This window comes from Martelella mangrovi (genome assembly GCF_040545495.1).
GTDB lineage: Bacteria > Pseudomonadota > Alphaproteobacteria > Rhizobiales > Rhizobiaceae > Martelella > Martelella mangrovi.
In genome coordinates, this window is sequence record NZ_JBEPLY010000016.1 from 21,908 (window position 1) to 41,867 (window position 19,960).

The 19,960-nt window shown below is 58.2% G+C and carries 14 protein-coding genes, 1 tRNA gene and 2 pseudogenes; 11 read left to right on the forward strand and 6 right to left on the reverse strand.

What is annotated here, in order from left to right:
- Nucleotides 1-441: 441 nt before the first annotated feature.
- Nucleotides 442-630: pseudogene (locus tag ABID12_RS18310) on the reverse strand (DUF5996 family protein); the annotation flags it as partial.
- Between the two features lie 296 nt (nucleotides 631-926).
- Between ABID12_RS18310 and ABID12_RS18315 the strand changes: the two are divergent.
- A tRNA-Ser gene (locus ABID12_RS18315) sits at nucleotides 927-1,016 on the forward strand.
- A gap of 294 nt (nucleotides 1,017-1,310) precedes the next feature.
- Here ABID12_RS18315 and ABID12_RS18320 read toward each other — a convergent pair.
- A pseudogene (locus ABID12_RS18320) lies at nucleotides 1,311-1,463 on the reverse strand (IS3 family transposase); the annotation flags it as partial.
- Nucleotides 1,464-1,553: 90 nt separating this feature from the next.
- Nucleotides 1,554-5,324 carry a methionine synthase gene (gene metH / locus ABID12_RS18325; RefSeq protein ID WP_354435555.1) on the reverse strand — a complete coding sequence of 1,257 codons (3,771 nt, stop codon included), beginning with the start codon at nucleotides 5,322-5,324 and terminating at the stop codon, nucleotides 1,554-1,556.
- A 325-nt stretch (nucleotides 5,325-5,649) separates the two neighbouring features.
- On the opposite strand from metH, the gene ABID12_RS18330 reads away from it, so the two are divergent.
- The 3 genes from ABID12_RS18330 (at nucleotide 5,650) to ABID12_RS18340 (ending at nucleotide 8,856) form a co-directional block, all read left to right on the forward strand.
- Nucleotides 5,650-6,903, forward strand: a complete 1,254-nt coding sequence (locus ABID12_RS18330; RefSeq protein WP_354435556.1) for an AGE family epimerase/isomerase — start codon at nucleotides 5,650-5,652, stop codon at nucleotides 6,901-6,903.
- Nucleotides 6,904-6,998: 95 nt separating this feature from the next.
- Nucleotides 6,999-7,925: an N-acetyl-gamma-glutamyl-phosphate reductase gene (gene argC / locus ABID12_RS18335; protein ID WP_354435557.1), complete on the forward strand. Its 927-nt coding sequence runs from the start codon at nucleotides 6,999-7,001 to the stop codon at nucleotides 7,923-7,925.
- A 97-nt stretch (nucleotides 7,926-8,022) separates the two neighbouring features.
- Complete coding sequence (locus ABID12_RS18340) at nucleotides 8,023-8,856, forward strand: DODA-type extradiol aromatic ring-opening family dioxygenase (RefSeq protein WP_354435558.1); 834 nt, start codon at nucleotides 8,023-8,025, stop codon at nucleotides 8,854-8,856.
- A 12-nt stretch (nucleotides 8,857-8,868) separates the two neighbouring features.
- Here the strand turns inward: ABID12_RS18340 and ABID12_RS18345 are convergent, their stop codons facing one another.
- Nucleotides 8,869-9,966: a COX15/CtaA family protein gene (locus ABID12_RS18345; protein ID WP_435528258.1), complete on the reverse strand. Its 1,098-nt coding sequence runs from the start codon at nucleotides 9,964-9,966 to the stop codon at nucleotides 8,869-8,871.
- Between the two features lie 131 nt (nucleotides 9,967-10,097).
- On the opposite strand from ABID12_RS18345, the gene ABID12_RS18350 reads away from it, so the two are divergent.
- Both ABID12_RS18350 and ABID12_RS18355 read left to right on the forward strand, forming a co-directional pair.
- The gene (locus ABID12_RS18350) at nucleotides 10,098-10,313 is read left to right on the forward strand and encodes a DUF2842 domain-containing protein (protein ID WP_106312793.1); all 216 of its coding nucleotides are present in this window, start codon (nucleotides 10,098-10,100) and stop codon (nucleotides 10,311-10,313) included.
- 110 nt (nucleotides 10,314-10,423) lie between these two features.
- Entirely contained in the window at nucleotides 10,424-10,714 is a 291-nt protein-coding gene (locus tag ABID12_RS18355; protein WP_106312796.1) for a helix-turn-helix domain-containing protein, read from the forward strand.
- 469 nt (nucleotides 10,715-11,183) lie between these two features.
- Here ABID12_RS18355 and ABID12_RS18360 read toward each other — a convergent pair whose 3' ends face one another.
- Together ABID12_RS18360 and ABID12_RS18365 are read right to left on the reverse strand one after the other, a co-directional pair.
- Complete coding sequence (locus tag ABID12_RS18360; RefSeq protein WP_354435560.1) at nucleotides 11,184-11,633, reverse strand: DNA polymerase III subunit chi; 450 nt, start codon at nucleotides 11,631-11,633, stop codon at nucleotides 11,184-11,186.
- A gap of 23 nt (nucleotides 11,634-11,656) precedes the next feature.
- On the reverse strand, nucleotides 11,657-13,153 hold the full coding sequence (locus tag ABID12_RS18365; RefSeq protein WP_435528259.1) for a leucyl aminopeptidase: 1,497 nt from the start codon (nucleotides 13,151-13,153) through the stop codon (nucleotides 11,657-11,659).
- Nucleotides 13,154-13,625: 472 nt separating this feature from the next.
- Between ABID12_RS18365 and ABID12_RS18370 the strand changes: the two genes are divergently transcribed.
- The 5 genes from ABID12_RS18370 to ABID12_RS18390 all read left to right on the forward strand — a co-directional run bounded on the left by ABID12_RS18370 (nucleotide 13,626) and on the right by ABID12_RS18390 (nucleotide 19,950).
- Nucleotides 13,626-14,117 (forward strand): phosphatase PAP2 family protein, encoded by a 492-nt coding sequence (locus tag ABID12_RS18370; protein WP_354435611.1) that lies wholly within the window; start codon nucleotides 13,626-13,628, stop codon nucleotides 14,115-14,117.
- A gap of 54 nt (nucleotides 14,118-14,171) precedes the next feature.
- Complete coding sequence (locus tag ABID12_RS18375) at nucleotides 14,172-15,338, forward strand: LptF/LptG family permease (RefSeq protein ID WP_354435562.1); 1,167 nt, start codon at nucleotides 14,172-14,174, stop codon at nucleotides 15,336-15,338.
- Nucleotides 15,335-16,405 carry an LPS export ABC transporter permease LptG gene (lptG, locus tag ABID12_RS18380; protein ID WP_354435563.1) on the forward strand — a complete coding sequence of 357 codons (1,071 nt, stop codon included), beginning with the start codon at nucleotides 15,335-15,337 and terminating at the stop codon, nucleotides 16,403-16,405. Before ABID12_RS18375 ends, lptG begins: the two co-directional genes overlap by 4 nt.
- Entirely contained in the window at nucleotides 16,384-18,741 is a 2,358-nt protein-coding gene (locus ABID12_RS18385) for an LPS-assembly protein LptD (RefSeq protein WP_435528260.1), read from the forward strand. Before lptG ends, ABID12_RS18385 begins: the two co-directional genes overlap by 22 nt.
- 255 nt (nucleotides 18,742-18,996) lie before the next feature.
- Nucleotides 18,997-19,950, forward strand: a complete 954-nt coding sequence (locus ABID12_RS18390) for a SurA N-terminal domain-containing protein (RefSeq protein WP_319520288.1) — start codon at nucleotides 18,997-18,999, stop codon at nucleotides 19,948-19,950.
- Nucleotides 19,951-19,960 lie beyond the last annotated feature (10 nt).

Consider the following 19,960-nt stretch of genomic DNA (forward strand, 5'->3'; position numbering starts at 1 on the left):
CTGATAGACGGCAGCCAGTTGCGCCGCGCCGGCTTCCATTCGTCAAAGTCGACCCCTATATCGGACAGCTTCATGCAATGGCAGACCATTGAACCCGAATAACACCTCCAACTGGATCGATTGGAAGCCTCGTTTTGGCACCACTTTCAGACACGCTCAAACGTCAGCAGGGTGGTGGAATGCGGTGAAGTCAACGTCTCATCTTTTCCGAGCTGCCAAAGCCTATGATGAACGGTATCATGTTAAGGTGCGGGCAAACCGCAGCGACTATTGATGTCCCGACTATGCAGCCCCCTCACTCGGATGACCTGGTAAGGAGTGACAGGTAATTCTTCGCATCCTCGGCAAAAGATGCGTCCGTTTCCGACACCGTATCAAGCCCCGCGTGCCGCGCGTCTATTGCTGCCTCGAGGCGTTCGACAAGATCTGGTTCGAACAGGGATAGGCATAGAAGGCGGGATAATCGATCCCGCCACCGCCCGGCCAGGAGACTTCCCAATCGTAGGCCTCATGGGGCACATGATACAGCAGTGTGAGGATGCCGCCGAGATGAATCGGCGCGCGGCGTCCCGAGAAGCGGGTGACGGCCATATCGAAACAGCCCCAGAACAGGTGCGACTGACTCGACTTAGCTTCCTCGATGCGTTCCCGCGACGATGCCATGAAGTTCCACCAGATATAACGCAGATCAACTACCGTATCGATTGCCACGGCCGTCAATCTGATCAAACGCGTTCACATGCTATTTTAGCTCGAAAAACAAAGAACATATGGCGTGTTGGCTTTAAACGAAACGGGACGTTTGTCCACTTCACGTTCTTTCTTTTTGCTGCACGCTTGTCCAGCTACGCCGGCTTATCGGTCGAGGAATAAATTTAAAAAAAATCCTTGATCTATATGGTTTTTGACAATACACGGGCCTGACCGGAGAGGTGGCCGAGTGGTCGAAGGCGCTCCCCTGCTAAGGGAGTATACCAGTGATGGTATCGAGGGTTCGAATCCCTTCCTCTCCGCCATTTCACATCCCCCCATGTTTTCGACTCCTAACGTATTGAATGGTAATGCGGTTTTCGGGGTTCGAAGTCCTTCTTCGCGGCCATAGGACAAACGCTCTGCAAAGACCAGTCTGAGCACGGTTCGCTTGGCTTCCAGATACTCGGAACGCCAGATTTTAAAAGGGTTAGGCAGAAAGCCGAGGGCGAGTTCGAACATTTTCTCGAAGCTGCATTTGGGCGTGGCGCTTCCTGTCAGCTTTTCCTACGCGATCAGCTTGTCTTTTTCCAATTGTAGCGCTGACTTACGTCCCTCGTTCAATTCGAGAGTCTGCGGGTTAGCGATTGGTGGTCTGCGTGGGCAAGGGCCTGTGTGGCGCCCGCATCAAGCTCCTCCATTTCTCGCCGTACTTCATTCGGCGTTTTATTGCCCAGCGATGAGTGTGGCCCGACATTGTTGTAGTCATATTTCAGCGCTGATTAAACGAGATCAATGCGCTTCATCCGCTCAATCTGTTTGCCGGCGGCAGCCGAAAACCTGCCGCCAGTATCACTCATCGTTTACGCGGCGTCATCGGCTTTTCCGCCATCGGCCGGAATATAGTTCAGCACCGGTCCGAGCCAGCGTTCGACTTCTTCGACATCCATGCCCTTGCGGGCCGCATAATCTTCCACCTGATCGCGTTCGACCTTGGCAACGCCGAAATAGTAGCTGTCGGGGTGGCCGATATAGATGCCGGAGACCGAGGAACCCGGCCACATGGCGTAGCTTTCCGTCAGTTCCACGCCCGAGGCGTTTTCGGCGTCCAGGAGATCGAACAGCGTGCGCTTTTCGGTGTGGTCGGGCTGGGCCGGATAGCCGGGCGCCGGGCGGATGCCGCCATAGGATTCGCCGATCAGTTCGACATTGGAGAAAGCCTCATCCGGCGCATAGCCCCAGTATTCGAGGCGCACGCGTTCGTGCATCCGCTCGGCAAACGCCTCGGCAAAACGGTCCGCCAGCGCCTTGACCATGATCGAGGAATAGTCGTCATTGGCGCGCTCGAAGCGTTCGGCGATCGCCACCTCCTCGATCCCTGCCGTAACGACAAAACCGCCGACATAATCCTGCTTGCCGGTTTCCGCCGGCGCGACGAAATCCGACAGCGCCACATTCGGGCGTTCGCCGCGTTTGGAAAGCTGCTGACGCAATGTGAAGAAGGTGGCGAGTTCGCTTTCGCGGGTCTCGTCGGTATAAAGGCGAATATCGTCGCCGACAGCATTGGCCGGCCAGAAGCCGATGACGGCGCGCGGACGGAACCACTTTTCGTCGATGATCTTCTTCAGCATCGCCTGCGCATCCTCGAACAGCTGGCGCGCGGTTTCGCCCTGCCGTTCGTCTTCGAGAATGTTCGGATAGCGCCCCTTCAGCTCCCAGGTCTGGAAGAACGGCGTCCAGTCGATATAGCGCGCAAGCTCTTCCAGATCGTAGTCCTCGAAAACCTTGGTTCCGAGAAATGACGGACGGTGCGGCGCGTAGGCGTCCCAGTCGACCTTGACGCGGTTGGCGCGGGCGGTCGCCAGCGGCAGGCGGTTCTTCTGCGCTTCGGCACGACGATGATTTTCGGCGACCTTGGCATATTCCGCGCGGATATCGGCGACATAGCCCTCCTTCAGCTCCGGCGAAAGCAGGTTGTTGACCACACCGACAGCGCGGCTGGCATCAACCACATAGATCACCTGCCCTTTCTCATAGGCCGGGTGGATCTTCACCGCCGTATGGGTGCGGCTGGTAGTGGCGCCGCCGATCAGCAGCGGAACCGTGAAATCCTGCCGCTCCATTTCGGCAGCCACATGCACCATTTCGTCGAGCGACGGCGTGATCAGGCCGGAAAGGCCGATGATATCGGCATTGTGCTCCTTTGCTGCCGCAAGAATCTTCTCAGCGGGCACCATCACGCCGAGATCGATAATTTCGTAGTTGTTGCAGGCGAGAACCACGCCGACGATGTTCTTGCCGATGTCGTGCACATCGCCCTTCACCGTCGCCATGATCACCTTGCCGTTGGAGCCAGCCTCTTCAGCGCCGCTCAGGCGCTTTTCCTCTTCCATATAGGGCAGCAGCACGGCCACGCCCTGCTTCATCACGCGCGCCGATTTCACCACCTGCGGCAGGAACATCTTGCCCGCGCCGAACAGGTCGCCGACGACATTCATGCCGGCCATCAGCGGTCCTTCAATGACATGCAGCGGTCGCTCGGCAGCCTGTCGCGCTTCCTCGACATCGGCTTCGACATATTCGGTGATGCCGTTGACGAGCGCATGTTCCAGACGCTTGTCAACCGGCCATTCACGCCATTCCAGGTTCTGCTTGCGCTCCTCGGTCTTGCCGGTTCCGCGATAGCGTTCGGCGATATCGAGAAGCCGCTCGGTCGCATCCTTGCGGCGATTGAGAACGACGTCCTCACAGGCTTCGCGCAGTTCCGGGTCGATCGTCTCGTAAACGATCAGCTGGCCGGCATTGACGATGCCCATGTCCATGCCCGCCTGAATGGCGTGGTAGAGAAACACCGCGTGCATGGCCTGGCGCACCGGCTCGTTGCCGCGGAAGGAGAAGGAAAGATTGGAAACGCCGCCCGAGACATGCGCGTAAGGCAGGTTCTCACGGATCGCCTGCGTCGCCTCGATGAAGTCGACGCCGTAATTGTCATGTTCTTCGATACCGGTGGCAACGGCAAAGATATTTGGATCAAAAACAATATCTTCCGGCGGAAAGCCAACCTTTTCCGTGAGGATATTATAGGCGCGGGTGCAGATCTCGACCTTGCGCTCATAGGTATCGGCCTGACCGTCTTCATCGAAAGCCATCACAACGGTGGCCGCACCGTAATCGCGGATCAGCTGCGCCTTTTCGATGAACTGCTCCTCGCCTTCCTTCAGCGAGATCGAGTTCACCAGCGACTTGCCCTGAGCGCATTTCAGGCCGGCTTCGATGATCTCGAACTTCGAGGAATCGATCATCAGCGGCACGCGGGCAATATCCGGCTCGGCGGCGATCAGGTTGAGATATTCGACCATTGCCTGCTGCGAATCGATCAACCCTTCATCCATGTTGATGTCGATGATCTGGGCGCCGGCCTCCACCTGATAGCGCGCAACGTCGAGAGCGGTGGCATAATCGGCATTGGTGATCAGCTTCTTGAACCGGGCCGAACCGGTGACATTGGTGCGTTCGCCGACATTGACGAAGGGAATGTCCTTTGTGAGATGAAACGGCTCAAGACCGGAAAGCGACAGAACCGGGCGGTGTTCGGGCACCTTGCGCGGGGCGAAGGCCGAAACGGTTTCGGCAATGGCGCCGATGTGCTCCGGCGTCGATCCGCAACAGCCGCCGACGATGTTGACGAGACCCTGCTGGGCGAAGGGGCGGATCAGCCCCGCCATTTCCTCCGGGTCCTGATCATACTGACCGAATTCATTGGGAAGCCCGGCATTGGGATAGGCGCAGGTGAAGGTATCGGCCACGCCCGACAGTTCCTGCAGATGCGGCAGCATGGCATCGGCGCCGAGCGCGCAGTTGAGCCCGATGGTGAACGGGTCTGCATGGGAAAGCGAGTTCCAGAACGCCGTCGGCGTCTGGCCGGACAGTGTGCGCCCGGAAAGATCGGTAATCGTGCCGGAAATCATCAGCGGCAGTTCGATACCCTTGGCGCGAAAGGCCTGACGCGCTGCAAACACGGCAGCCTTGGCGTTCAGCGTATCGAAGATGGTTTCGATCAGAATCAGATCCGATCCACCATCGATCAGGCCATCGATTTGCTCGCGATAAGCGTCACGCAATTGGTCAAATGTTACAGCGCGATAGCCGGGATTGTTAACGTCCGGTGAGATCGATGCCGTGCGGTTGGTCGGGCCGACTGCACCGGCGACGAAACGGCGGCGACCGTCTTCCTGCTCCGCGCGGATCGCTGCGCGCCGGGCAAGACGCGCGCCGTCACGGTTCAGCTCGTAGACCATGTCTTCCATCTGGTAGTCGGCCTGCGCGATGCGGGTGCTGGAAAACGTGTTGGTCTCCAGAATATCCGCGCCGGCAATCGCATAGGCATAATGGATATCCTCCAGCGCCTTGGGCTGGCTCAGGATCAGAAGGTCGTTATTGCCCTGCTGGTGACAGGCACAGCCGATGAAGCGGTCGCCGCGAAAATGGTCCTCATCGAAGCCGAGACCCTGGATCTGTGTGCCCATGGCGCCGTCGAGAACAAGAATGCGGTCGCGCGCAGCCTTTTCAAGCGCGGCGCGAATTTCCGCACCGCTGCGTGCAGGCGCTTCTTCCCCGAACAATTCATCAAACATGAGCCATCTCCAATTTTCAGACCCGCGACATCACATAAAGATATCTTTATGTCAATATATCCAAAATGTTTCAAACCAATACCGCCCCCGAAACAATCCGAAAAATGTCACTTTTTTGGGGATGCGGCGGCTTTTTCGCATCATTTGCGCATGATCAAGCATGATGCAAATCGGAATTGAGATGCTATTCTGTGCGAAATAGAATCTAATCAACTGACTGAATGGAGCCTGCGCGGCTTTTCCGGATGCTCCAATCGACAGTAGTGAACAACATTCCCATGCGCTGGCGCAGCACATGGTTGCATAGAGAGGGAGGGTTTGTCCCATGAAACCGAAGATCAATACACTTGTCGCACCGCCGCGCTGGATTCAAAGGCCTTATCACCGGGACTGGCTGAAAACGCAGGCGAACAACCTGTTCGACTATTTCCAGTACAGGTCGATCAATCCCAAGGGCGGCTTCTTCGAATTCGACAAGGACGGTCATCCCGTCGGCGGCGACAATCCGGTGCGGGGCATCCATACCACGGCGCGCATGGTGCATTGCATGGCCATCGGCCACCTGCTCGGTCGCCCCGGCTGCGACGACCTGCTGGATCACGGCATGCATTATCTGTGGGAAAACCATCGCGACAAGGAACGCGGTGGCTATTTCTGGCAGGTCAATGATGACGGCCCGGTTGGCGAGCCGACCAAGCAGGCCTATGGCCACGCCTTTGTGCTGCTGGCCGCCTCGTCCGCCAAATTCGCCGGCCATCCGCTGGCCGACGCCATGATCGCCGATGTCACCGAGGTCATCAACAAGTATTTCTGGGAGGAAGAATACGGCGCCGTTGCCGAGGAATTCCAGTCCGACTGGACGCCGGTGCGCGGTTACCACGGCCAGAACTGCAACATGCACATGACCGAAGCGCTGATGGAAGCCTACGAGGTTACCGGCGAGATCGAATACCTCAGCAAGGCCAAGCGCATTGCCGAACTGATCATCAACAAGCATGCCCGCGAATGCGGGTTCCGTGTAGCCGAACACTTCACCGATGACTGGAAGGTCGATTACAATTATTCCGGCAACGAGATGTTCCGCCCGTCGGGCACCACGCCCGGCCACTGGCTGGAATGGACGCGGCTTTTGCTGCAGCTTCACACGCTGACCGGGCGCTCCTATAGCTGGATGCCGAAAGCAGCCCATGAACTTTTCGTCTCCGCCTTCAAGCTGGGCTGGGATTATGAAAAACGCGGCATGTTCTATACGCTCGACTGGGAGAACAAGCCGAAGAACCGGGCCAAGCTGTGGTGGCCGCATTGCGAAGGCATCGGCGCCACCCACTTCCTGACCGCCCACTTCGGACAGGACGTGCATATGTATGCCTATCGCAAACAGTGGAGCTTCATTGCCAACCACCTGCTCGACCACGAGAAAGGCGGCTGGCACGAGGAGCTTTCCGAGGATCTGGTGCCGCAGACGACGCTGTTTGCGGGCAAGAGCGACATCTACCACGCGCTCCAGGCCTGCCTCATCCCGCTCTACCCCGCGCTTGGCAGCCTGCCGGAAGTGATCTTCCGCGAAGTCAAACACTGAACAATCGATTCAGTCGAAAACATTGCGGGCCCTCGGGGCCCGCTTTATATAGGTCGGCAGACATTCAGGCCAACCGACAGCAACAGGACAAGACAATGGCAGCGAAGATCTTCATCGATGGCGAACACGGCACCACGGGCCTGCAGATCCGCACCCGCATGGCCGAGCGCCGCGACGTCGAACTTCTCTCCATCCCGCATGAGGAGCGGCGCAACCCGAAGATGCGCGAAGACCTCATCAACAGCGCCGATATCGCCATCCTGTGCTTGCCCGACGATGCCTCGCGCGAAGCCGTCGGCATGCTGGCCGGCAATAACAGCGTCCGGGTAATCGACACCTCGACGGCCTATCGGGTCGATCCCGACTGGGCCTATGGTTTTGCCGAGATGGACAGGGATCAGAGCGCACGCATTCGCGCTGCCCGCCATGTGGCCAATCCCGGCTGCTATCCGACGGGCGCCATCGGGCTTATCCGGCCGCTGCGCGCCGCCGGCATCATTCCCGACAGCTATCCGGTCACCATCAATGCGATCTCGGGCTATACCGGCGGCGGCAAGAACCTGATTGCCCAGATGGAAGATGAAAGCCGCGAAGACCATATCGACGCGCCTCATTTTCTCTACGGCCTCAAACTGGCCCACAAGCATGTGCCCGAGATGACCACCCATGGCCTGCTGCCGCGCGCACCGGTGTTCTCGCCATCCGTCGGACGCTTCCCGCAGGGCATGCTGGTGCAGGTCCCGCTTTATCTGGAGGAACTGGAAGGCACCCATACGGCGGAGAGCATCCATGCCGTGTTCAGCGACTATTACGGCGGTCAGGACATCGTGCAGGTGGTTCCGCTGGACGAAAGCGGCGCGCTTGCCCGGCTCAACGCCGAAGCGCTTGCCGGTCAGGACATCATGAAACTTTATGTTTTCGGCAGCGGTGGCTATGTCAATCTGGTGGCCCAGCTCGACAATCTCGGCAAGGGCGCTTCCGGTGCTGCCGTCCAGAACATGGATCTCATGCTCTCGGCATAATCACAGGACTGTGAACAATCCGTCGACCGGTTGAGACATCGCGGCCGGTCGTCCGCCTCGCTATATTGGGTGAAAGTAATCAGCGAGGTTTACGCTCATGTCTACGCAATCGCGTCTTCCCGTCTTCTTTATCCCCCATGGCGGTGGCCCCTGGCCGTTCATGCACGGCCCGGAGGGCAATCTGCCGGCAAACGATCCGTGGAAAGAACTCGAAACCTATCTCAAGGGGTTCGACGCCGCACTCGGCCGCCGCCCGAAGGCCGTTCTGGTGATCTCTGCCCATTGGGAAAATGTCGACAAGCTCACCGTTTCGACGGCCGCCCACCCCGGCATGCTGTTCGATTATTACGGCTTTCCCCCGCATACGTTTGAACTCAGCTACCCTGCCCCCGGCGCGCCGGATGTTGCCGAACATGTGCGCGATGTCCTGTCTTCTGCGGGAATAGAAACGGCAACGGATGCCGAACGGGGTTTCGACCACGGCGTGTTCATTCCGTTCATGCTGATGTATCCCGACGCCGATGTCCCGATCGTGATGATGTCGCTCGATCCGGATCTTTCGGCCGAGACGCACTTCAAGATCGGCGAGGCGTTGCAGCCGCTGCGTGATGAGGACATCCTGATCGTTGCGTCGGGATTGTCCTACCACAATATGCGGATGTTTTTCCGCAGAGATGAACGGCATGCGGCGGCGGCCACCCGATTTGACGACTGGCTGAAGAACGCGCTTTCGATCAGGGACCCGGAAGAGCGCAAGGCCCGGCTTGCAACCTGGACGGAGAACCCGGACGCGCTGGAAAGCCACGTGCCGGAGCCCGATCATCTCATTCCGGTCTTTGCCGCCGCGGGCGCAGCGGGCAAGGACACGGGCGAACAGGTCTTTCGGGGCAATTTCCGTGGCAAGCCCTATTCGGCCTACCGCTTCGGATAAGCCGAATTCACCTCAGTCGCGCGCAATCAACGGCGCGCGATAACCACGCAGATGGCCGGTGACGAGAATCAGAACGATAATCGCGCCGGCCTGATGCGACAGCGCCAGCAACAGCGGCATCTGCAAGACCAGCGTGAAAATCCCCAGGCATGCCTGAAGAATGATCGCCACGAGAATCACCAGCGCACCGCGCGCATGCTGGGAAAGCTCCAGATCCAGACCGCGCGCCACCGCGCCGCGCCATTCCACCAGATAATGCAGGATGGCAATCAACAGCAGCACATAGCCGCCTGTGCGGTGGACAAACTGGACCGTTTTCGGGTTTTCGAAAAAGTTCATCCAGGCCGGCTGTTGCAGCAGCAGGCCGGACGGCACGACGGCGCCATCCATCAACGGCCAGGTGTTGTAGGACAGCCCCGCATCGAGCCCGGCCACCAGCGCGCCCAGATAGATCTGAACGAAAGCCCCGAGCAGAAGTATGATGGCCAGTCCGTGCGAACCGGCCGTCGGCGCGTCCTCATGGCGGCGCGGTTTCAGCCCCCGCGCGATATAGACGCAGGCCGCAATGATCAGACAGGCCATGATCAGATGAACGGCAAGACGGTACTGGCTGACATCCGTGCGCTCGCTCAGGCCGGAAGAAACCATCCACCAGCCGATGAAACCCTGCAATCCGCCGAGCGCCAGCACCCCGGTCAGCGGCCAGCCGAGCCCCTTCGGCAGGCGTTTCGACATCCAGAAGAACAGCAGCGGCAGCGCGAAGATGATGCCGACCGTCCGCGCGAGCAGGCGATGCGTCCATTCCCACCAGAAGATGTTCTTGAACTCGGCAAGCGACATGCCTTTGTTCAAAAGCTGATATTCGGGAATGCGCTTGTAGAGGTCGAATTCCTGCTGCCATTCGGCAAGGCTCAGGGGCGGAATGATGCCGTGGATCGGTTTCCACTGGGTGATCGACAGCCCCGACTGCGTCAGCCGGGTGGCGCCGCCGACAAGCACCAGACAGAACAGCACCAAAACCACGAAATAGAGCCATCCCCTGACAAGCGCCGCGTTGAAACGAAGCTCGCTTTCTGTCCAGGCGGGGGAAGTTGCGGTTGCCATCGGCATCACTCCAATCAAATCAGCCTTGCCATGTCCGTCTGCCTGAAATTTAAGGGCAGACATTGTCCGCCGTGCTTCACACGTGCCGGACAAGGGGGCATAGTCTCACATCACTTCATACGGGGGGAAACGGCGCCGTGCCAGTCAGATTGCGCAAATTTATCGGAACGATCATTATTGTCACGCTCGTCATCGCCTATGCGCTGACGGCGACGACGCTGGCAACCGTGGTGCTGGACGGACGATCCGCCTGGGCCGCCCTCGCCTATTTTCTGCTGACCGGCCTCATCTGGATCATTCCGGCGATGTTCATCATCAAGTGGATGGCCGGCCCGCCGGCGGATCGCGGATGAAACCGGCCGATAACATTTTTTTGATGGTATACGGAACCGCCGGAGATTTACCACATTAGAAATGTTATAGATCATAAACATCGGCAACGCTTCCTGAAGGCATCACACACATGATCACATCGCAGCAAATCCGAGCAGCCCGCGCACTTCTGGGATTTTCGGAAGAACAGGTCGCCGCCATGACCGGCGTTGATCCGCTCGCACTCGCAAAAGCGGAAAATGACGCCGAGGAGCGTAACTTCGCAGTGGCCGAGGCAATTGAAAAAGCATTCAGGAAAAACGGCGTCGCCTTCATCGAAGATGGCGAAAACGGCTTCGGCCCAGGGGTTCGTCTTCTGCGTTCCAGCGAACAACGCCGCAGCATCCGTCCCGAAGACCTGAACTCGGCGAATGACGGCTAGGCTGCGGCCGACCGGAACCGACACGATGTTCTGATACGAACGGATCCCCCTGTCGCTTTTGAACCGTCTGCCTGTGAAGACAGTATTACCGGTCCTCTCAGGCGTTGTTCCCGTGTTGATTGCGAAATCAACGAGACCACAAGGGTTTCTCTTGCCCTCCTGCGGATTTCACCGAAACACCAGAGCGCACCGTTACGAGGAAAAAGCCGGAAACCGTCCTTGTAAGGACAGGGCTTCCAGTTTGTTGACAAAGCTGCCCCTCACTCCGGGTCATCCTCGGGCTTGACCCGAGGATCCAGGGCCACACGATATACGCTCACCTAAAACTATTTCTTATCAAAGAGTTAAATGAAATGGATGCTCGGATCACGTCCGAGCATGACACCTGTGGGGACGGCTGGTGGAGGCAACACCCCGCACGTCTTCGGGTTTGTCAGCGGTCTGAAGACCATCCTCGTCGGACAGGGTTTCAGGCCTTTTTCTGCCATCGCCCACCTTCGCCCTGCTGCCAGTATGTCAGGGTGTGGTCGCCCTGCCGGAGCGTCTTCCAATGGGCACGCGCCTTGTTGAGTTCATCGACATCATGGCCGTCGAACATCACCACCACACGGCTGTACTGATCAACGTCATCGACATCCGCGCCTTCCACGAAGAAGCGGATATCGGCGTTGTTTGCGTTTTCACCGCCAACCGTCAGCAAAACCGGCTGTGCGCTGGCCTCGTCTTCGGCATCGGTCCCGTGCGGAATGAAACTGTCCGCGCGAAAGGTCCAGAGGATGCCGTCAAGGCGATCCCGCTCGGTCTCGCTGACCGTCTGGACCGCGACACGCCAGCCGCGTTCCAGACTTTTTTCCACCAACGGCGGCAGGGCTGCCTCACGCAGTGATTCCGTCAGATGATAAAACAGAATTTCGGTCACCAGCCGCCCTCTTTCGTCATGTCTCAGTCGCGCTTTTCGTAATTGCCGCGCACCAGTTCATCAAGAAGGCGAACGCCAAAACCGGACGCCCAGCCGCGATTGATCTCGTTTTTGGGAGCCCCCATGGCCGTTCCGGCAATGTCGAGATGCGCCCAGGGCGTTTCGCCGACAAAACGCTTCAGAAACTGTGCCGCCGTGATCGAACCGGCGTGGCGCGATCCGCCCGTGTTGCGCATATCGGCAAAACGGCTGTCGACCATGCGATCATATTCTTCACCGAGCGGCAGGCGCCAGATTTTTTCATCGGTGGTGTCTGCGGCCCTGGCAAGTTCGGCGGAAAGACCATCATCATTGCTGAACAGTCCGGCACGATGCGACCCGAGCGCGACTAGAACAGCACCCGTCAACGTGGCCAGATCGATCATGAAACGCGGCTTGAAACGTTCGTTGCAATACCACAGCGCATCGGCGAGCACGAGACGGCCCTCGGCATCGGTATTGATCACCTCGATGGTCTGACCGGACATGGATGTCACGATATCGCCGGGGCGCTGAGCGTTTCCATCCGGCATATTTTCCACAAGACCGAGAATACCGACCGCATTGACCCGGGCCTTGCGGGCGGCAAGCGTGTGCATGAGGCCGATAACAGCGGCCGCACCACCCATATCACCCTTCATGTCCTCCATGGAGGCTGCGGGCTTGATCGAGATACCGCCGGTATCGAAGACAACCCCCTTGCCGACGAAAGCAATCGGGCGCTCATCGCTCTGACCGCCATTCCACTCGATCACCGCCAGATAGGGCGGACGGACGGAGCCCTGGGCAACCCCCAGAAGCGCACCCATGCCGAGTTCCTTCATCCGGGCCTCGTCGAGCAGCTCAACCTTTGCGCCAAGCGCTTCAAGCGCCATCGCCTTGTCGGCAAATTCACGCGGGCCGAGAATATTGGCCGGCAGGTTGACGAGTTCGCGCGCCAGCAAAACGCCGTCGCCAATGGCTTGCCGCTCGGCAAAAGCGGCTTCGGCAGCCGCCGGGTCCGATGTCACGATCTGAACGGCAACGTCGCGCGTTTTTCCATCGTCATCGCGGCCCGTCGTCTTGAACTGGTCGAAATCATAGCCGCCAAGCATCATCCCCAGCGCAAAATCGGCAACACTGCCCGCAATATCGGCAACGCCTGCCACTTCGGGGTGGATCACCAGCGTTTCCACCTTTGTGGCCAGACGCGCCGCCTTCCCGCCTGCGCTGATCCAGCTGTTTTCGGAAAGTGATTCCTTTTTGCCAAGCCCGAGGACGAAGACACGGGCTGCCGCACTGCCGGCGGGTGAAAGGAGATCAAGCGCGGTGCACAATTTCGCCGTAAAACCAGCCGTTTCCGCTGCTTTCTGATAAAGCGCCTCAATCCCGCCGAGAGCGTCGAGCCCCACTGGTGCGCCGCCTTCGGTGGCAAGTGTTATGACTGTTTTATCAGCGGTTTCAGCCGTTTTCACAAAGGAAATCGAGAATTTCATTTTCAATGCTCCGAAGTTTCGGGAATGCGGGTCATGAATCTGACGAATGTTTTTGGCAAAAGAAGTCTACGCCTTGTTAACGCAACCAACCAAGAACTGTTGACCCTTCCCCCATAACACTTAAAACCCCGAAACTGAAAACGATGTGCCTGTACACGCGACGAAAGAAACCGGAAAAGCTGAATTGCCAAGTTTCAGAGTCAAGCCACGGCTGACAGACGCTTCCCGCCACCTTGGCGACCTACCGCCGTTGAAGCTCGCATTTGTCGCGCTTTTCGCGCTGTGGTGGGTGCTGCTTCTGTTTTTTTATCTGTTTCCCGACATTGATATCAGCGTGAGTGGATCATTTTACACCCAGCTGCCATGCGCACCCGGAACGCCCGAAGGAACGATCTGCGGCGGATTTTTCCACTCACGGGACAAGGCGCTCGGCCTTCTGCGCGAACTGATCCTTTTTCTGCCGGCAATCCTGGCGTTGGTGATCGCCTACCAGCTGATCGGCGTCTGGTCGCATCACGGTGCGACCTTTGACGCGCGGCAGGCACGACGACTGATCGCCTCTTTGGTTGCGCTCTTTATCGGCCCCGGCATACTGGTCAACTGGATCCTCAAGGAGATCTCCCACCGCCCGCGCCCGCGCAACACCGATCTTTTCGGCGGCCTGCACCCTTTCGTGCCGGCCGGAGATTTTTCCGGCAGCTGCATTTCCAACTGTTCGTTTGTTTCCGGAGAATCGGCAGCCGCAGGCTGGCTGTTCTGTTATGCAATCTTTCTTGTTCCCAACCGACTCAAACTTCTGCTGTCGCCACCGTTGATCGCTGTTTCGATTTCCGCGCCGGTGATGCGGGTCGCCTATGGCGGCCACTACGTTTCCGATGTTGTGCTCGCCTGGTTGGGCGCTGTCGTCATTTTCATTGGAATACTTTATCTTTTTAAGGAAAAAGAGACGACCATCGTGAAACATCACTAAAGTGGGTATCGCGCCCCGCACACGACAGCAGGTCTTGAGGACAGCAACACGCGCATGAAAATACTGGAACGCTACATTCTGGCCCGGGTCGTCCGGATGTTTCTGGCAACGCTGTTGCCGGTGCTTGCGATTCTCTGGCTGACGCAGGTTCTGGGACGAATCAACCTCGTGACCGACAGCGGCCAGTCCATTCTGTCGTTCCTCAAACTCGCCACACTGATCCTGCCCACCGTCATCCCCACCGTTCTGCCTTTCGGCATCGTGCTCGGCACAGCACAGACGCTGACCACGATGAACAATGATTCCGAGCTTGCCGTCATCGATGCCGCCGGCGCCCGCCGATCGATCATCTATCGGCCGATCATCGCCTTTGCCATCGCGCTGTGCGCCTTCTCTTTCGTTCTGGACAACTATATCGAGCCACGCTCCCGTTCGGAGGTCCGCTCCCTGATCGCGTCGGTCTATGCCGATCTGCTTTCCACCGTGATCGAGGAAAAGACCTTTCGCGAGATCGAGGACGGGCTCTACATCCAGATATCCCAACGGCTTTCCGGACGTGTCCTCAAGGGCCTGTTCGTGGCCGATTACCGCGAGCCGCAAGACTCCTATATCTACTATGCCCGCGAAGGCGCCGTCGATGAAAGCGGCAGCCAGCTGATCATGAAAAACGGCCAGGTGCAGAGAGAAGACGCAACTGGTAATGTTTCCATCGTACAATTCGATTCCTACAGTTTCGACCTCTCGGAACTGACCAGCGACCGCAGCGAAACATCACGCAGGGCTTCGGACCGCAGCCTGTCGTTCCTGCTCAATCCGGACACCACCGACCCGGACTACATGAAAAATCCGGCCGCCTATCGCGCGGAACTGACGCGGCGGATGACCGACTGGACGCTGCCCCTGATCTACGTAATCTTTACCATCATTATCGCAGGCGATGCGCGATCCCACCGCGAACGCCGCATGCCGCCGATGGCAACAGCTTTCATCGTGACGCTTCTGCTCCGACTGATGTCGCATTTTTCGACCAACCGCGCCGAAAACGAAGCAATATTCGTTCCGATCTCCTATGCCATTGTCGTCATCCTGCTGGTCGTCGGCCTTTATCTTCTGCTGAAGCCGCGCCGCGCCCGCAAAAAGGGGCCATTGGTCGAACGATTCTACGCGGCGATATCAAGGCTGCGCCGGCGCAACACACCAAACGGCGGAGAAGCAGCATGATTTTCTCCGTTCTCGGTCGTTACTTCTTCACCCGCTATGTCGTCACCGTGGCATGGTTTCTGTTCGGCGTCATGTCGATCATCTACCTGATCGATTTCAGCGAGGTGATCGGCGATATTTCCGCCGAAGCCGGCCAGGGCATGACCGACGCAATGGTGATCACCCTTCTGCGCCTGCCCTACATCCTCCAGCAGACGATTCCCTTTATCGCGCTGTTTGCGGCAATGGTCGCACTGATTGCGCTCAATCGCCGCAATGAGCTTGTGGTTACCCGCGCTGCAGGCATTTCGGTCTGGCAGTTCATCCTGCCCTTCGTCGTCGGCGCCACCCTGCTCGGTGCGGCAAGCGTGCTGGCGCTGAACCCGCTTGCATCCTGGACTCAGAAAAAGGCGATGGGACTGGAGGCGGTCGGTCGCGGTCAGGATCATACGGTGCCATGGCTGCGCCAGCAGACGGATGGACAGGATACCATTATCGGCGGCCGCGGCATTGCCGAAAACGGAACCGAACTGTTGCAGGCCGTTGTGATCTATTTTGGTGATGAAGGACAACTCACCAAACGGCAGGATGCCAAAAGGGCCGTACTGGACAATGGCTGGTGGACGCTCTACGACGTGACGGAAGTCGAAGTCGGCGAATTATCCACACACAAAGACGAGGTACGTGTCAAAACCAATCTGGATGAGGATTTCGTCCAGCAGAATCTCGTGCAGCCCGACCTTGTCAGCTTTTTTGCACTGCCGCGTCAAATCGAACTGGCGCGGCGGTTCGGAATGTCAACCAAGGCTTTGGAAACTCAATATAATTATCTGTTATCACTTCCTTTTCTTTTGGTAGCCATGACATTGATCGCAGCAACTGTCTGTCTCAAGTTTTCGCGTTTTGCGCAGTCGCCTGCTGTTATTTTGGGTGGAATCCTGTCCGGGTTTCTGCTTTATGTGACAAGTGTACTTGTGAAGGCGTTTGGCAGTAGCGGAGTTTTGTCGCCGCTTCTATCGGCCTGGATTCCGGTGGTCGTGGCGATGGCATTGGGCTTGACTATTTTATTGCATCAGGAGGACGGCTAGTGTCCCGGCAACGTAAGAGCAAATTGCGCCTTGCCGGGCTTCTGGTTCTTGCAAGCGCGCTGACCCCGGTCGGTTTTCTGGCAACGCCCGCCGGCGCGCAGGGAGATCTCGGGATTTCCGCGCCGGGCGATGATTCCGGGCCGATGCTGCTGACAGCCAATGAGCTGGTCTACAATCACGATACCCAGAAGGTTTATGCGCTCGGCGGCGTCCAGATCTATTATGCCGGTTACCGCATGGTCGCCGACAAGGTGGAGTACGACCAGAAGGCCGGCCGGTTGATGGCTTATGAAGGGATCGAGGTGATCGATCCCGACGGGAATCACCTGCGTGCCGAAAAGCTTGACGTCACAGACGACTTCGCCAATGGCTTTCTCGACGCGATCAGCCTGCGCACGCCGGACAACATCGCGGTTGCCGGTGAACGGGCCGAACGCGTTGACGGCAACAAGATGATCCTGGAAAACGGCGTCTATACGGCCTGCATCCCTTGCGCCGAAAACCCCGAGAAACCGCCGTTCTGGCAGATCCGTGCGCAGCGCGTGATTCAGGACGGCGTCACCCACACAGTCCGTCTCGAAAGCCCGCGTTTCCAGCTCCTCGGGCACACGATTGCGCGCCTGCCGTCAATCACGGTTCCTGACCCGAGCGTGAAGCGCAAGCGCGGTTTCCTGTTTCCTTCGATGAGCATTGCCGAAAATCTCGGTGTCGGGTTTTCCCTGCCCTATTACATTCCGATTTCGCCGAGTTCGGACGTCACCTTTACCGGGACCGGCTACACGGAACAGGGTTTCCTGGTCGAGGCGGAATACCGCAAACGCTATCGCGACGGCGAACATACGCTGCGCCTTGCCGGCATCGACCAGCAGGGCAGCGACCGGTTTTCCAGCGGCACCAGCGATGCCAAGGCCAATGGCCGCGCCCTGATCGCTTCCACCGGTGAATTCCAGATTAATCCGCGCTGGGTTTTCGGCTGGGACGCGATGATCCAGAGCGACAATAATTTTGCGCGGACCTATTCGATCGGAGGTCACGACGAAAGGATCTTCAACAATCAGATCTATCTTGAAGGGCTCGGCAAGCGCAGTTCGCTTTCGATCAAGGCGAATTATTTTGATGTTCAGGATGCCGACAGCTTCAACGCCGCCGAAAGCAAGCAGGCGATCGTCGTGCCGGTTATCGATTACGATTATATCGCACCGGAGCCGATCTTCGGCGGACAACTGTCCGTCACCAACAACCTGACCAATATCGTCCGCAGCAAAAACGACGTTAAGCCGACGAGCGTGAATGACCGCTTCCTCGGTCTTGAGGGAAACAGTACCCGCCTGACCAGCGAAGTGGAGTGGAAGCGGACCTTTACCACCGATGGGGGCCTGCAGATCACGCCGCTTCTGGCCGCGCGTGCCGATGGTTATCTTCTCAATGTCGATGACCCCGACCAGATCAACGGCGGCGCCTATTCCTATCCCGGCAATTTCGTCGATGAGGATGCGGCAGCCCGCGCCATGGTGACGGCAGGCCTCGAGCTCAAATATCCCCTGCTGATCAGCAACAGTTTCGGTTCGCATATCCTGGAACCGATCGGACAGGTGTTCATACGTCCCGACGAACAGCATGCCGGCGGACTGCCGAACGAGGACGCGCAGAGCTTCGTCTTCGATCCCCTGACACTGTTCGAGCGCGACAAGTTTTCCGGTTTCGACCGCGTTGAAGGCGGTACGCGCGCCAATATCGGCTTCCGCTATCGCGGGGTTTATGATTCCGGCATACTGGTCAACGGCCTGTTCGGACAATCTTTCCAGCTTGCCGGTCGCAATTCCTACGCCTCGCCCGATCTGGTCGGCGTGGGTATCGACTCGGGCCTGGAATCGTCGCGCTCCGATTATGTCGGCGCCGCCGCTATCAGTTTCCCCTTTGGCCTTTCGCTGACGGGAGCCGCGCGTTTCGACCAGGAGGATTTCTCGCTTGCAAGAACCGATGTCGGTATCGATTTCAGATCGCACCGGTTCGATACCGCGCTTGATTATACCAATATCGCCGCCCAGCCGGGCTATGCCTATGAAGAGCGCAACAGCGAACTGAAATCCACCAGCACGCTTCGCCTGAACGAGAATTGGGGAATTTCCGGTTCCCTGACCTATGACCTTGCCAATAATGTCGTCACCAATCGCTGGGTCGGCCTGACCTACGAGGATATCTGCACGATTTTCTCGATCACCTACGAGGAAGACTGGGACGACAACAACCGCGAAGCCGTCGACTGGACGATCGGCGCACGTCTGACGTTCCGCACACTCGGCGACATCGTTGTCGGCAGCGATTCATTCGAATAGGCCCGACAACCCGTTCTATCCGATCAATGCCTTGCTTTTGCCCCTAAAATGGACAAAACATTGCCATCGAGTTCTGGGCATGGGTCGGTGGATGACATGCCCTTGTAGGAAACAGACACCTTATCGGACCGCGCCTTGGGGGGAGCGGCAAGATGGCGCCGTGAAAGCTTATGGCAAACGCCGCGCCCGCCGGAAGGCCGTATCGATGCCGCACGCAGACCTGACGGGAGCGTGAGGCTGTTGAAAGGAAACAATATGACTGCCGCGAGATTTTCAGTGACCGCATTTGCCGCCGCCATGATCGCCACGGCAAGCATCGTGGGCGTTGCCCCGCAACCCGCCTTCGCCAAGACCGTCGACATTGCGGTGATCGTCAACAATGTGCCGATCACCAATGACGACATCGCCAAGCGCCGGAACCTGCTTCGGCTGATGGGCACGAAGGGCAATCTCAACGAGAAAGCCCGTGAGGCGATGATCGATCAGGCGCTGAAACAGTCGGAGATTGCGCTGCGCAATATGTCCGTCACCCAGCCCGAAGTCGATGCGTCCTTTGCCAACTTCGCCAAGAGCAACGGCATGTCCGTCGCCCAGATGAGCAACATTCTCAATCAGGCCGGCGTCGGGGTCGATCATTTCAAGTTCTACATTGCCGTCTCCATGAGCTGGGGCCAGCTTTTGCGCGCGCGCTATGGCGGCAGCACACTGCTGCCTGACGACGAGTTCATCGCCCAGCTTGAAGAAGCGGAGAAGGAAGGCAAGAAGCCGGAGACCACCGAATACCTGCTGAAGCGGATTGTTTTTGTCGTACCGGAGAAGGAACGCGGCTCGTTGCTGGCCAAGCGCAAGCGCGAGGCTGAATCCGCGCGTTCGAAATTCCCCGGATGCGATCAGGCCATTTCGTTTGCGGCCACCATGAACGACGTGACCGTCCTCGACTATGGCCGTTTCCTGGAGCCGCAATTGCCGGCCGAGTGGAAGGACGCGGTAAGCAAGGCCACGGGCAATACGACATCGGTCAAGACAACGCCCTATGGCGCCGAATTCCTGGCGATTTGCGAGCGTGAAACGACATCGGACGATTACGCGGCCCGGCTGGTTCTCAGCGCCAAGGAAGACTCCGCCGACGCCGATACGGAAAGCGAAAGCGAGCGCTACATGGAGGAACTGAAGAGCAAGGCCCAGATCGTCACGCCGGGTAAATCCTGATTGCACCGGA

What these genes read in the sequence shown, in the direction of transcription:
- metH (WP_354435555.1), bottom strand. Translation starts at nt 5,324, where the DNA reads ATGTTTGATGAATTGTTCGGGGAAGAAGCGCCTGCACGCAGCGGTGCG.
- ABID12_RS18330 (WP_354435556.1), top strand. Translation starts at nt 5,650, where the DNA reads ATGAAACCGAAGATCAATACACTTGTCGCACCGCCGCGCTGGATTCAA.
- argC (WP_354435557.1), top strand. Translation starts at nt 6,999, where the DNA reads ATGGCAGCGAAGATCTTCATCGATGGCGAACACGGCACCACGGGCCTG.
- ABID12_RS18340 (WP_354435558.1), top strand. Translation starts at nt 8,023, where the DNA reads ATGTCTACGCAATCGCGTCTTCCCGTCTTCTTTATCCCCCATGGCGGT.
- ABID12_RS18345 (WP_435528258.1), bottom strand. Translation starts at nt 9,966, where the DNA reads ATGCCGATGGCAACCGCAACTTCCCCCGCCTGGACAGAAAGCGAGCTT.
- ABID12_RS18355 (WP_106312796.1), top strand. Translation starts at nt 10,424, where the DNA reads ATGATCACATCGCAGCAAATCCGAGCAGCCCGCGCACTTCTGGGATTT.
- ABID12_RS18375 (WP_354435562.1), top strand. Translation starts at nt 14,172, where the DNA reads ATGAAAATACTGGAACGCTACATTCTGGCCCGGGTCGTCCGGATGTTT.
- lptG (WP_354435563.1), top strand. Translation starts at nt 15,335, where the DNA reads ATGATTTTCTCCGTTCTCGGTCGTTACTTCTTCACCCGCTATGTCGTC.
- ABID12_RS18390 (WP_319520288.1), top strand. Translation starts at nt 18,997, where the DNA reads ATGACTGCCGCGAGATTTTCAGTGACCGCATTTGCCGCCGCCATGATC.